At 28.5% G+C, this 14,288-nt stretch carries 13 protein-coding genes; 6 read left to right on the forward strand and 7 right to left on the reverse strand.

The window, feature by feature from the left end; all coding sequences use genetic code 11:
• Window positions 1-545 precede the first annotated feature (545 nt).
• Entirely contained in the window at window positions 546-767 is a 222-nt protein-coding gene (locus V2W16_RS04390) for a hypothetical protein (protein WP_253229682.1), read from the forward strand.
• 70 nt (window positions 768-837) lie between these two features.
• On the opposite strand, the gene dcd is transcribed toward V2W16_RS04390, so the two are convergent.
• Window positions 838-1,359 (reverse strand): dCTP deaminase, encoded by a 522-nt coding sequence (dcd, locus tag V2W16_RS04395; protein WP_329382098.1) that lies wholly within the window; start codon window positions 1,357-1,359, stop codon window positions 838-840.
• A 221-nt stretch (window positions 1,360-1,580) separates the two neighbouring features.
• On the opposite strand from dcd, the gene secA reads away from it, so the two are divergent.
• Entirely contained in the window at window positions 1,581-4,076 is a 2,496-nt protein-coding gene (gene secA, locus V2W16_RS04400; protein WP_329382101.1) for a preprotein translocase subunit SecA, read from the forward strand.
• A gap of 24 nt (window positions 4,077-4,100) precedes the next feature.
• Here the strand turns inward: secA and V2W16_RS04405 are convergent, their stop codons facing one another.
• Complete coding sequence (locus V2W16_RS04405; RefSeq protein ID WP_329382104.1) at window positions 4,101-4,559, reverse strand: S-ribosylhomocysteine lyase; 459 nt, start codon at window positions 4,557-4,559, stop codon at window positions 4,101-4,103.
• Window positions 4,560-4,769: 210 nt separating this feature from the next.
• On the opposite strand from V2W16_RS04405, the gene V2W16_RS04410 reads away from it, so the two are divergent.
• Complete coding sequence (locus tag V2W16_RS04410; protein WP_329382107.1) at window positions 4,770-5,306, forward strand: LOG family protein; 537 nt, start codon at window positions 4,770-4,772, stop codon at window positions 5,304-5,306.
• Between the two features lie 20 nt (window positions 5,307-5,326).
• Window positions 5,327-6,106, forward strand: coding sequence for a uridine phosphorylase (gene udp, locus V2W16_RS04415; protein ID WP_425353948.1), 780 nt, complete (start codon window positions 5,327-5,329; stop codon window positions 6,104-6,106).
• Between the two features lie 24 nt (window positions 6,107-6,130).
• Here udp and V2W16_RS04420 read toward each other — a convergent pair whose 3' ends face one another.
• The 5 genes from V2W16_RS04420 to V2W16_RS04440 all read right to left on the reverse strand — a co-directional run bounded on the left by V2W16_RS04420 (window position 6,131) and on the right by V2W16_RS04440 (window position 11,092).
• Window positions 6,131-7,330 carry a hypothetical protein gene (locus V2W16_RS04420; protein ID WP_329382110.1) on the reverse strand — a complete coding sequence of 400 codons (1,200 nt, stop codon included), beginning with the start codon at window positions 7,328-7,330 and terminating at the stop codon, window positions 6,131-6,133.
• 37 nt (window positions 7,331-7,367) lie between these two features.
• Window positions 7,368-7,976, reverse strand: a complete 609-nt coding sequence (locus V2W16_RS04425) for a class I SAM-dependent methyltransferase (RefSeq protein WP_329382113.1) — start codon at window positions 7,974-7,976, stop codon at window positions 7,368-7,370.
• A 64-nt stretch (window positions 7,977-8,040) separates the two neighbouring features.
• On the reverse strand, window positions 8,041-8,604 hold the full coding sequence (locus V2W16_RS04430) for a TetR/AcrR family transcriptional regulator (RefSeq protein ID WP_329382117.1): 564 nt from the start codon (window positions 8,602-8,604) through the stop codon (window positions 8,041-8,043).
• Window positions 8,605-8,674: 70 nt separating this feature from the next.
• The gene (locus V2W16_RS04435; RefSeq protein ID WP_329382120.1) at window positions 8,675-9,868 is read right to left on the reverse strand and encodes a deoxyguanosinetriphosphate triphosphohydrolase family protein; all 1,194 of its coding nucleotides are present in this window, start codon (window positions 9,866-9,868) and stop codon (window positions 8,675-8,677) included.
• A 54-nt stretch (window positions 9,869-9,922) separates the two neighbouring features.
• Entirely contained in the window at window positions 9,923-11,092 is a 1,170-nt protein-coding gene (locus V2W16_RS04440; RefSeq protein ID WP_329382123.1) for a cation diffusion facilitator family transporter, read from the reverse strand.
• Between the two features lie 241 nt (window positions 11,093-11,333).
• Between V2W16_RS04440 and pflA the strand changes: the two genes are divergently transcribed.
• Together pflA and pflB are read left to right on the forward strand one after the other, a co-directional pair.
• On the forward strand, window positions 11,334-12,035 hold the full coding sequence (gene pflA / locus V2W16_RS04445; RefSeq protein ID WP_329382126.1) for a pyruvate formate-lyase-activating protein: 702 nt from the start codon (window positions 11,334-11,336) through the stop codon (window positions 12,033-12,035).
• Window positions 12,036-12,058: 23 nt separating this feature from the next.
• Window positions 12,059-14,287, forward strand: coding sequence for a formate C-acetyltransferase (pflB, locus tag V2W16_RS04450; protein WP_329382129.1), 2,229 nt, complete (start codon window positions 12,059-12,061; stop codon window positions 14,285-14,287).
• Window position 14,288 lies beyond the last annotated feature (1 nt).

Genomic DNA, 14,288 nt, shown 5'->3' on the forward strand with positions numbered 1-14,288 from the left:
AAGCGTATTTCTAGGAAAAATGCAGAAAAAAATAAGGCTTATCCATAAAACACCAACAAATTGTTAATAACTTTACAAAATATATGTAGATAAGTGGTCTTTTTACCTATTATAGCAAAAAAAAACAATTTATCAACAATTAAATTTTGAGTTATAAACAGGGGAAAAATACATAAAAAACACAATATGTATTTAAAAATTTTATATATTATTATGTATTTTGTGTTTTTTTATAAAAAAGGATAAAAAAATTTATAAAAAATTTTTTATAAAGTGAATAATTTTATTTACATATTGTTTACAAAATATTTATCCATTAAAGATATTACTATTTTATATAATTTTTTATAATTTAATTAAAATTTAAATTATAAAGAGAGATTAAAATGAGAGTTTATGATTTTGATAAGGTAATATATAAAGGTGATACCTGTTTAGATTTTTATTTATTTTGTATTAAAATGTATCCTGAATTAATATTTTATTTTTTTAAAATTATATTTTATAAGTTTTTATTTTTTATAAAAAAAATAAATAAAGAAACAATGAAAAAATATTTTTTCTCTTTTCTTTCTTATATAGATGATATTGATTTTTTAATTGAAATATTTTGGAATGAAAAAGATTATAAAATAAAAGAATTTTATTTAGAAGAAAGAAAAAAAGATGATGTAATAATTTCTGATTGTCCTTATTTTTTATTAAAGCCTGTATGTGAAAAAATGGGAATTAATAATATTATATCTTTAGATGTAAGAAAATTTTAAATAAAAAATAACTCTTTAGGGAAAATAAAAGAATCTATCATTAAAAAAGGAATACCTTTGTATTCCTTTTTTACTTTTCAAAATCTTTAAACATAAGGCTTGGTTGTATTCCCGTATTATTTTGATATTTACCGCTTTTATATAATTCGTATTCTCCTTTAATATCATGGTAGTATATTTGGCATATTTCAACATTTGGATATATTTTAATAGGTTGGATACAAAATATTTCAAGAGTCCAATAACCGGAAAAACCAACATCACCAAATCCTGCCGTAACATGAATAAAAAGTCCCAATCGTCCGGTAGAAGAACGTCCTTCAAGCATAGGAACAAATTTATTGGTTTTGGTAAATTCATTTGTTCTTCCAAGATAAAGTTTATTTGGTTTAAGTATTAATCCTTCTTTTGGTATTATTATTTTATGCGCTTTATTTTCTTTTTTCATATCGAGAACGTAATTGTCATATACCAAAAGTTCGTTTGAAAGAGATAAATTATAGCTGTTTGGATTTAATTTATTTTTGTCAAAAGGTTCTATTATTATATCTTTTCCGATATTTTTTTCTATTTCTTTTCCCGATAAAATCATTGTTTTCCTCCCGATAGGATGTATAATGTATAATAATTATATTTTAAAGTCAGTATATCATATAAATGTTTTTTATCAATATGAATAATTTAATAATTAATGTTTTCATTAAAATAAGATACATAATTTATTAAAAATTACTTAAATTTTACATATTTCATGATATATTATGATACAATATAATTTACGAAAATCTTTTTATTAGAGAGGAATTGAAGATTATGGGATTACTTGGAGCGGTTGCAAAATCGTTGGATAATAAAGAAATAAAAAAACTTGAAAAAATTGCAGATAAAATAGATGCTTTGTCTGATGAATACAAATCTTTGAGTGATGAAGAACTTCAAAATAAAACAAATGAATTTAAAGATAGATTAAAAAACGGAGAAACTTTGGACGATTTATTGGTTGAAGCTTTTGCCACAGTCAGAGAAGCATCGGACAGGGTTTTGGGACTTAGACATTTTAAAGTTCAGTTGATAGGCGGAATTATTCTTCATCAGGGAAATATTGCAGAAATGAAAACCGGTGAAGGTAAAACTTTAATGGCTACTCTTCCCGCATACTTAAATGCTCTTGAAGGTAAAGGTGTTCATATAGTAACCGTAAATGATTACCTTGCAAAAAGAGACAGCGAATGGAACGGTAAGATGTTTAATTATCTTGGAATGAGTGTGGGATTGATAGTACACGGACTTGACTTTGACGAAAAAAAAGCTGCATACAATGCAGATATAACTTATGGAACAAACAATGAATTCGGGTTTGATTATCTGAGAGACAATATGGTTAAAAGAATAGATGATACTGTTCAAAGAGAGCTTAATTATGCTATAGTGGACGAAGTCGACAGTATTCTTATAGATGAAGCCAGAACTCCTCTCATTATTTCCGGAAGTGGAAACGAAAGTACAAGAAGATATTACGATGCAAATTCTTTTATTAAAACATTAAAACCTGAGGATTATGCGGTTGATGAAAAGGATAAGACGTGTAACTTAACGGAATCCGGTATTGCCAAAGCAGAAAGGGCTTTTAATATAGAAAATCTTTCTGATATTAACAATATGGAACTTCAACATCATCTTAATCAGGCTTTGAGAGCAAATACTTTAATGTTTAAAGACAGAGACTATGTTGTAAGAGACGGTGAAGTTTTAATTGTAGATGAATTTACGGGAAGAATAATGGAAGGAAGAAGATATTCTGAAGGTTTACATCAAGCAATTGAAGCAAAAGAAGGAGTTAAAGTTGAAAGAGAAAGCGTAACTTTAGCTACAATAACATTCCAAAACTACTTTAGAATGTTTAATAAACTTGCAGGTATGACAGGTACTGCTAAGACAGAAGAAGAAGAATTTAAAGAAATATACAATATGAATGTATATCCCGTTCCTACAAATAAACCTCTTATAAGGGTTGATATGAAAGATGCAATCTTTACAACAAAAAAAGGTAAAGATAAAGCAATTATAAGAGAAATTAAAACTAGACACGAAAAAGGACAACCTGTATTGGTTGGTACAATTGCAATAGAAGACAGTGAAAGATTAAGTAAACTTCTTAAAAAAGAAGGAATTAAACATAACGTACTTAATGCCAAATATCATGAAAAAGAAGCAGAAATTGTTGCAGATGCGGGACAAATGGGTGCTGTAACAATATCTACAAACATGGCAGGTAGAGGTACCGATATTGTTTTAGGTGAAGGTGTAAAAGAACTTGGCGGTCTTCATATCTTAGGTACTGAAAGACATGAAAGTAGAAGAATTGACAATCAGCTTCGTGGTAGAGCAGGTAGACAGGGAGATCCTGGTTCTTCTCAATTCTTTATTTCTCTTGAAGATGATTTAATGAGATTATTCGGAGGAGAAAGAATACAAAACTTTGCAAGCAGAACAAGTCTTGAAGAAGATGAAGCTTTAGAAAGTAAAATGCTTACAAAGACAATTGAAAATGCTCAAAAACAAATCGAAGGTAAGAACTTCGGTATAAGAAAATACGTTCTTCAATATGATGACGTAATGAACAAACAAAGAGAAGTTATTTATGCTCAAAGAAAGAAAGTATTAAAGGGCGAAGATGTTTCAAGTGCAATTCATGAAATGATAGATTATGTTATTGAAAACATCGTTGATGCTTATACAACAAACGAAAGTTACAATGATAACTGGGATTTTGATAAGATAAAAGAAAATGTATTTAATACTTTCGATTTAAATATTGATATTGATGAAAGCATAACAGATACTGATGAACTTAAAAATATTATAAGTGACGCAGTTTATACATTATATAAATATAAAGAAGAAAACGAATTTTCAACTGAAGAATTAAGAGAGCTTGAAAGACTTGTATTATTAAAAGTAGTTGATTCAAATTGGATGGAACATATCGATAACATGGATCAATTAAAACAAGGTATCAACTTAAGAGCTTACGGACAAATCGATCCTGTTCAAGCATATACAAAAGAAGGTTTTGCAATGTTTGAAGAAATGAACGAAGTTATTAAGGAAGATACAGTAAAATATTTATTCCATATGAAAAAAGTTGAAGAAATAGTAAACGAAGCTCCTAAAGAAATGTTTACAAACAGTCCTGACCAACCGGCAAAGAAAAAACCTGTTGTAAATAAAAATAAGGTTGGAAGAAATGATCCTTGTCCATGCGGTTCAGGAAAGAAATATAAAAAATGCTGTGGAAGAAACAAATAAAAAAGACACTATTAAGTGTCTTTTTTATTTTTCATAATAAATATCATCTTCAGTTAAATCTTTTATAACTTCTCTATATTTCTTTAATTCTATTTTTGCTTCATCAAGATCAAGTTCTTTATAATTTCCACATTCCACAGCGCTTTTACCAGGTACTTCTCCTTCATACTCACATAAATTATTTACTGTTTCTTTTATTATTTCCACTACTTGTTTATGTGTTAAGCCTAAAGTTAAAAGATAAAATCCTGTTCTGCATCCCATAGGTCCAAAATAAATAATATTATTACTATAAGAAGAGTTTCTTAAGTATGTTGCACAAAGATGTTCTATTGTATGAAGTGCTACATTTGAAAGAAAAGGAGGTGTGTTTGGTTTTATAAATCTTAAGTCATATGTAATAACTCCTTTGTCTTTTCTTGATAAATATATACCCGGTTCAAGTACGGTGTGGTCTACCATAAAACTTGCTATTTTTTCCATTTTATTTCCTCCGAAAAATTTAATATATAAATATAATAACATATAATATAAAAATAAACACTTATAAAGAAACTTTGTTTTTATATGTTTGGTTAAAGAGTTTGTGCATTTAAATTCTTATATTTATATTTTTTATATATTTTTATTAAAAACTTAATATAAACGTAAATAAATCTATTATATATTATATAATTAATTTGAGGTGGTAATATGAATATATGTATTTACGGTTCTTATTCAAAAAATTTAGATAAAGAAATGATAGAAGTTTCAAAACAAATAGGAAAAACTCTTGCAAAAAGAGGACATGATTTAATTTTCGGCGGTGGGAAAAACGGTCTTTTAGGTGGACTTGCAAAGGAAGTAAATGATAATAATGGCAAGACAATAGGAATAATTTTAGACGATTCTGACATGGAAACATTTGTATATAAAGATTGCACTACATTAATTTCAAAGGAAAATATGAGTGTTAGAAAACTTTATATGGAAAGTAATTGTGACGGATTTATTATTCTTCCCGGAGGAATAGGAACTCTTGATGAATTTTTTGAAGTTCTTGTACTTAAAAACAAAGGAATTATAAATAAACCTATCGTTGTTTTTAATTATGATAATTTTTTTGACGATATGTTTTTGTTTATGAAGAAAATTGTAAATAAAAATATGATGAATGATAAAGTATTTGAATTATTTTTTGTAACTGATAATATAGATGATATGTTTAATTATTTGGAAAATTATTAATAAGAGAGGATATGGATATGATTGATTATGCTGAAGGTAGCGGAAAACAATACCATATAGGTGTAAAAAAGGGAGAAGTAGGAAAATATGTTCTTCTTCCGGGAGATCCTAAAAGATGTAAGGAAATAGCAAAGTATTTTGATAATCCAAAACTTATTGCCGATTCAAGAGAATTTGTTACTTATACAGGAGAGATTGACGGAGTAAAAGTTTCCGTTACTTCAACAGGTATAGGTGGTCCTTCTGCGGCAATAGCAATGGAAGAATTAAAGGTATGTGGAGCGGATACTTTTATAAGAGTTGGAACATGTGGAGGAATGGATCTTGATGTAAAAGGTGGAGATATGGTTATTGCAAGCGGTGCAATAAGATTTGAAGGAACATCAAAGGAATATGCTCCGATTGAGTATCCTGCCGTTGCTGATTTTGAAATAATTATGGCTCTTAAAAATGCAGCAGACAAGCTTAAAATAAGAAATCATATTGGGGTTGTTCAAAGCAAAGATTCTTTTTACGGTCAACATAGACCGGAAACTCTTCCAAACAAAGATGAACTTTTATCAAAATGGAATGCATGGTGTAAGCTTGGTTGTAAAGCCAGTGAAATGGAAAGTGCCGCTTTATTTATAGTTGCAAGTTATCTTAAAGTAAGATGCGGAGCCTGTTTTTTGGCAATAGCAAATCAAGAAAGAGAAAAAGCCGGACTTGATAATGTTCAGGTTCATGATACGGAAAACGTGATAAAAGTTGCGATTGAAGCAATAAGAGAACTTATAAAAAAAGATAATGGTAATAAATAAAAGAAGTACATAATGTACTTCTTTTTATTCGTGTATAGTAAAGTATTTGTATCCCAGTATGCTTTCTCTGTTACATATTTGGACATTATCATTAATTTCTTTTTTGTTGTAAATATTTTTTGAAACTTCTACATCTGTTTTTTCATTGTTCAATATTATTTTAAAATAATAACTTCTTCCTGACTTTCTGTTTCTGTTTGAATATTTATCTATTATAGTTACGGTTTCATGTGTCGGAGTTTTAAAAGTAAGTATATAATTTATCGGTCTTACAACGGAAAAAGACGTGGCAAAAATTAATATGAAAATAATAATTGTTTTAAGTTTGTATGTTTTTATTTTTTTTATTAAACAGTTTAAAATAAACGGTATAAAAATTATAATTGAAAAAATCAATGAATAAAGAAATATTATGTTTCCTTTTTCGTTTATTGTTTCCGTTGAAAATAAAAAATGAAGCATAATCAAACAAAAACATAAAAACGGAAAAGGTATTCTATATGATTTTGATTTATCTTTTATTTCTAAAACCATTTTTGGATAGAAGTGTAAATATAAACAATAAATAAAAACTATAATTATTAAGTTTATCGTAAAATCGATTTTTATAGGCAAAAACAAAGACATTACAAAACAGACTATAATTATTATATTGAAGATTTTCATAAATTGTATTTCTTTTTTTATTTGTTGTATGGTCCATCTGTTTTTTATATAATTTTCTTCGTTTTTTTTGTTATCATCATTTTTTTTTCTTATTTTGTCAATTTTGTTTCCATATTTTTCTATATCGGCATTGTCTATATTGATATTTTTTTCAAGGAAGAAATCTATTGCTTGTTCATACCCCAACATATTATTTTCTATTGATACAATTTTTTTATCGTTTTTATTATATATTTTTAATTGTATGTTTATTGTATTGAACATGGTTTGAATAGATGAAATTTCATAATATTCGTATGTTTTGGTTTTTCCCAAAGTTTTTGTGTATGTAAAATAATTATCATACAGTATAAGTCTTCTTCTGAAATATGAAATAATCAAATATATTCCCAGAAAACAGAATCCTCCGAAAATCATAATACAAAATATTGCTGCCACAAATGCATTGTCAGAAAGTGAAGCGATTGAAAAACAAACGAGAAATATAAAAAATACAATAAAATCCAAAATACCGACTATTAACGGAATTTTTGATTCTCTTACTTCAATTCTTTTCATAGATTGATTTCCTCCATGGTTTTATTATAACACAGTATTATTTAAAGGCTTTTATCAAACATGAAGTATTGTTTAATTTTTTATATTTTATATTTTTGAAATTAAACTTTTTAAGCATTTTTGTAAATTCTTTTTTTGAATATATTTTAACATCTCCTTCTTTTGAAAATTTTATAAACATATTCATTATTTGTCTGAAAATAATCGGTTGATAACAATCTCCTATTATGATTTTTCCTCCTTTTTTTAAAACTCTTTTCATTTCGTTTAAAGCTTTTAAAGGATTTGGATAATGATGAAAAGAATCGTTGCAGATGATAATATCGAATTTATTGTCTTCATACGGAAGATGTTCGCTGTCTCCGACAGTTAATTTTGCGGAATTTTTTAATTTTGTTTTAGCTTTTTTTAACATATTTTCAGATATGTCTATACCGTACAGATTATAATTTGATTTACTGAGTATATTTAAAATTTCTCCGGTACCGCATCCTACATCCAAAATATTTCCTTTTTTTACTTGGTTTATTTCATTTAAAATGTGTTTGTAATTTGACCTTGCATGTTTTCCGTAAAAAGTTTTATCATAATTTTGTGCTTGCATATCAAATGTTTTCTTTGAATTTGATTTATAATTTGTTTTCATTCTTACCTCCATTGACTTTTATTCATTCGTTATGTAAAAATTTATCCCCAAAAAAGGGGATTTTTTATTCGATTAATTTATTTATGTAATTTTTTATTTCGGTTGCAGTTATTTCAATATCATAATTTGTGTTTGTTAGAAGTCCAATTTGTCCATATATAATAAAGTTTATCAGAATTTCAGAATTTTTAATGTTTATTTCACCGTTTTTACATAACCTGTCTATTTCTTCTTTTATATAAGGATAAATATATTTGTACATTTTTATTATAAGAGTTTCATGAAATTCTTCATTTCCTTTTTTATGAAAAAAAGATTTGTATTTTGCATTTTTTTCTGTTTCTATCATTAAAGATGAAAGTATGTTTAATTTTTCTTTAAAGGGTTTTGATTTATCCTGTAAGGTTTCTATAAATATTTCGCTGCAATTTTTTACATATTCTTCCATTGCTGCTTCAAAAAGTTTTTGTTTTGAATCAAAATATCTGTAGCAAAGTCCTTTTACTACATTCATTTCTTTTGCAATATCCGCCATTGTGGTTTCATTGTAACCTTTTATCAAAAAAAGTTTCATTGCAGTGTCCAATATTTCTTTTTTTCTTTCTTGTGGATCTTTTGAAATACGCATGCATATCACCCTTTCGTAAACAATTTATCATATTAATGAACAAAAGTCAATGAATAATATTCATTTAATATTATTCAAAATAACCTATATATTTTACTTTATATTTGCTTTTTGGGAATAAATATTCATGTAAATCTATAAAATAGTCATCCGTCATGCTTGCTATAAAATCTACCACTATATCGTTCGGGTCTGTGTCGTTATATTTAAACTTACTAAAATTTTCTACGTATTTAATATGATGTCTATATATAAGTGAATTTGTATTTTTATCTTTAAGGTCTTTTAAAAATTTATTATAAATACCAAATAACATTGGTTTTATGTTTTTTTCGTAATCTTTTGTTACTTTACTGTCTTCATATATTAATTCGTAGTTTTCTTTTTTACCCCATTTTAGTGCTTCATAAACTTCTTTATCCATTTGAAGATAGTTTTTACCGTAACTATTTTGTATTATGTTTACGGATAAATTATTTATAATTTCAGAATTTGTATTTCCCATTTTATTTTTCTTAAAAATTCTTTCATCTTCTAGAATATGAAGTCTTTGAGCATCTTGCCTGTCTTTTCCAAGATAAGCAATAATATCGCTTACTCTTACAACGCAGCCTTCCAAAGTTGATGGTAGAAGAGATGATATATATTTTTCATCAATGTAGCATTTATTTGTTTTTTCATCGAATTCTTTAAATCCGTTAAGTGTGCAGGGTTTGTATTTTTTCTGTTCGAGTTCTCCGTTATGGCAAAGAACACCGTCAAGAACCTGTAAAGATATGTTTTGGTTTGATAGTTTATCAAGTACTCTTACACTATGTACGTTATGATTAAAATACCTGCCGGTATTTTCGTGATATATTTCACTTAATATTCTTTCTCCTCCATGTCCGAAAGGTGTATGTCCTATATCGTGGGCAAGTGCTATTGCTTCTATAAGGTCTATGTTTAGGTTTAGTACTTTTCCTATATTTCTTGCAATTCTTGAAACAAGCTGAACATGAAAAGCTCTTCTTGATATATCGTCATTTTTATATAATGAAAATACCTGGGTTTTGTCTGAATAACGGTTGTAGTAAGGTATATGCATTGTCTTTTCTATGTCTCTTACAAATGCAGGTCTCCAAATAGTTGCTTTATCTTTATTCATGTCCCTTCTTAATATATTTTCATCCTTAAAAGCATATGGATTGATTTTGTTTTCTTTTCTGTCGTTTATTATTTGTTTTTGTAGTTCATCAGAAAGTTTTAAATAATTAGTATTCATATAAACCTCCTTTTATTAAATAAAACCCTCTATAAAAATTATAGAGGGATATTTTTAAACATATGTAATTTCTACTTTGACAACTGCAAAGTAATTTCCAAAATTATTTTTTACTAAATCTTTTATTTTTGTTTCAACTTCTTTATCTGTCATTTTGTATTTTGGCGGTATAACCGCGTCAAAAATAACATTAGTATGAGTATTTCCTTTTACTATTCTAAAATCGTGTATTGTAATTATTTCATCTATTTCTTTTTTGATAAGCTTAGTAATTTTGCTCTTCATTTCCATTACTTCTTCATTGTCTGTGTCGATAGGGTCTAAATGGATTACAGCTTCACAGTTTAATTTTTCGTTAAGTTCTATCTCTGCTCTGTCTATTGCATCATGAAGAATAAAAATATCTCCGTTTCCAGGTACTTCGGCATGAAGAGAAATCATAAGTCTTCCAGGGCCATAGTCATGAACAACAAGGTCATGTATTCCTACAATTTCATCGTAGCTCATAACAATTTTTTCTATTGAATCAACAAGAGATTTTTCCGGAATTTGACCAAGAAGAGGGCTTAATGTTTCTTTTGCCGCATCATATCCCGCATAAAGAATAAATCCTGCAACAAGCAAACCTGCATATGCGTCTATGTTTACTCCCGTAAATTTTGCTATTAACATTGATATTAAAACAACCGATGTTGCTATACAGTCGCTTTTACTGTCTGTTGCTGTGGCTTTCATTCCAGCTGATTCAATTTTATCTCCGATTTTACTGTTGTATAAAGACATATATAATTTTACAAGTATTGAAACTATTAAAATTATAAATGAAACAACAGTTGTATCTATACTTTCAGGATGAAAAATTTTATCAATTGATGATTTTAAAAGCTCGGCTCCCATCAGTATAATCATTACAGAAACAGCAAATCCGGAAATATACTCTACTCTTCCGTGTCCAAATGGGTGTTCAAGGTCTGGTTTCATTCCCGCAAATTTAAAACCTATAAGAGTGATTACCGAAGAACCTGCATCAGAAAGGTTGTTAAAAGCATCTGCCGTTATTGCTATTGAGCCGCTTATTATGCCCGCAAAATATTTTATTGCAAACAAAAAAATGTTTAGTAATATTCCTACTATACTACATAACATTCCATAAGCTCTTCTTACATTTTCATTTTTTACATTTTTATAATCTTTAATAAATTTCTTTGATAAATAACTAACCATGATATTCCTCTATCTTTTTATTTATGCATATGTTACAATATTTGTAGACCTTTTATATTATATAATAAATTTAAAAATTTATCAATTCGAGAAAAAAATGTTAGCAATAACTAACATTTTATAGTATAATAATCTAAACATGATATTTGTTTGATTAACAATACTTATAAGGAGGAGATAATAAAAGGTTAAATAATTAATAAAAGAAAAATAAAAAATGCTTAATTTCTAAGGAGGCAAAATGGGAAAAATACACTCTATTGAGTCTATGGGACTTGTGGACGGACCGGGTATAAGAACCGTAGTTTTTTTACAAGGTTGCAATTTAAGATGCCAATATTGTCATAATCCGGATACTTGGGATTTATGTGCAGGTGAAGAAATGACGGCAGATGAAGTTATAAATAAAATAAAGCGTTTTAAACCTTATTTTAAAAATAACGGAGGAGTTACTTTTTCCGGAGGGGAACCTTTAATGCAGCCGGAATTTTTGCTTGAACTTTTAAAAAAATGTAAAGAAAATGATATTCATACTTGCATTGATACTGCAGGGTATGGTAAGGGTGATTATGACGAAATACTTAAATATACAGATTTAATTCTTTATGATATAAAACATGAAGATTATGAAAAATATAATGAAATAACAAGAAGAAAACAAGATGAAACTTTAAAGTTTATTAAAAAAGTACAAGAAAACAATATACCAATATGGATAAGGCACGTTGTTGTGCCTGGGCTTACAGATAGTGGAGAACATATGAAAGCTTTAAAAGGGTATATTGATACAATAAAAAATGTTGAAAAAGTTGAACTTCTTCCATTCCATCAGCTTGGAAGGGAAAAGTATAAGGTCATGGGTATTGATTATCCCTTAGAGGATACAGAACCTATGGAAAAAGATGTGGTTGAAAAATATCAAAAGATATTTTTTAATAAATAAATTTAAGTCAAGGGAGGAATTATATGACTAATCCATGGTATGATTTTAAAAGCGGTGTTTGGGAAAAAGAAATAAACGTAAGAGATTTTATTCAAAGAAACTACACTGCTTATGAAGGAGATGACTCTTTCTTAGAAGGAACAACTGAAAAAACAGATAAAGTATGGGCAAAAGCTCATGACTTAATCGTTGAGGAAATTAAAAAAGGTATAATTGATGTTGAAGTAGATACCGTATCCGGTATTGAAAATTTTAAACCTGGCTATATAGATAAAGACAATGAAGTTATTGTTGGACTTCAAACGGATGCTCCATTAAAAAGAATTGTAAATCTTTATGGTGGAATGAGAATGGCAACTTCTGCCCTTGAACAATATGGATATAAACTAAACGAAGATATTGAAAAACATTTTAAAGAATACAGAAAAACACACAATGATGGTGTTTTTGATGCTTATCCAAAAAGAACAAGACTTGCAAGAACAGCAGGGCTTTTAACTGGACTTCCTGATGCATACGGAAGAGGAAGAATAATAGGGGACTACAGAAGAGTTGCTCTTTATGGTGTGGACAAGCTTATTGAAGAAAAACAAATGGACCTTGAAAACTTAGATGGTCCAATGAGTGAAGATAGAATAAGACTTAGAGAAGAAGTAAGCGAACAAATCAGAAACTTAGGCAGACTTAAAAATATGGCTATGTCTTACGGCGTAGATATTTCAAAACCTGCAACAAATGCAAAAGAAGCCGTACAAGCTTTATATTTCGGTTACCTTGCCGGTATTAAAGAAAATAACGGTGCAGCTACTTCTCTTGGAAGAACTTCTACATTCCTTGATATTTACATTGAAAGAGATTTAAAAAACAATGTAATAACAGAAAAAGAAGCTCAAGAATTAATTGACCAATTCATCATTAAATTAAGACTTGTAAGACACCTTAGAACTCCTGAATATAATGAATTATTCGGCGGGGACCCTACATGGGTAACAGAATCAATAGGTGGTATGGGTATTAACGGAAAAACATTGGTTACAAAAAACTCATTCCGTTACTTACATACTCTAACAAACTTAGGAACTGCTCCTGAACCAAACTTAACAGTACTTTGGAGTGAACATTTACCTGAAAACTTCAAAAAATACTGTGCAAAAATGAGTATTGACACAGACTCTATTCAATATGAAAATGACGATGTAATGAGACCAATTTATGGTGATGATTATGGTATTGCATGTTGTGTATCAGCAATGGCAATAGGTAAACAAATGCAATTCTTCGGAGCAAGAGCAAATATTGCAAAATCACTTTTATATGCAATCAACGGAGGGGTTGATGAATTAAAAGGAATTAAAGTAGTTCCTGGAATTGAACCTATCAAAGATGAAGTTCTTGATTTTGACAAAGTAATGGAAAACTACAAAAAAGTTCTTTCATATGTTGCTGAACTATATGTAGATACATTAAACATCATTCACTATATGCATGATAAATATGCTTATGAAGCAGTTCAAATGGCTCTTCATGATACAGATGTTGAAAGAATTACTGCATTTGGTATTGCCGGACTTTCTGTTGCTGCTGACTCACTTTCTGCAATTAAATTTGCAAAAGTAAAACCAATCAGAAACGAAAACGGAGTTGCAGTTGATTTCGAAATTGAAGGAGATTTCCCTAAATACGGAAATGATGATGACAGAGTAGATTTACTTGCAGTAGATGCTGTAACATACTTCTTCAAACAACTTAAAAAACATCATATCTACAGAGATGCAATTCATACTCTTTCTGCTCTTACTATTACAAGTAACGTTATGTATGGTAAGAAAACAGGTAGTACACCTGATGGAAGAAAAGTTGGTGAACCTTTAGCTCCTGGTGCAAACCCAATGCACGGAAGAGATATTAACGGGGCTCTTGCTTCACTTAACTCTGTTGCAAAAATTCCATACAGAAATGTATGCCAAGACGGTATCTCAAATACATTCTCAATTGTACCTGATGCACTTGGAAAATCAAAAGATCAAAGAATTGAAAATCTTGTAAATATTTTAGACGGATACTTCTATCAAGGAGCACATCACTTAAACGTTAATGTTATGAACAGAGAAGTTCTTATTGATGCAATGGATCATCCTGAAAAATATCCAACTCTTACAATCAGAGTTTCAGGATATGCCGTTAACTTCAACAGACTATCAAAAGAACAACAACTTGAAGTTATCAAGAGAACTTTCCATGAAAGTATTTAAT

Origin of the sequence: Anaerofustis butyriciformans, from assembly GCF_036289385.1 — a bacterium.
Lineage (GTDB): Bacteria > Bacillota > Clostridia > Eubacteriales > Anaerofustaceae > Anaerofustis > Anaerofustis butyriciformans.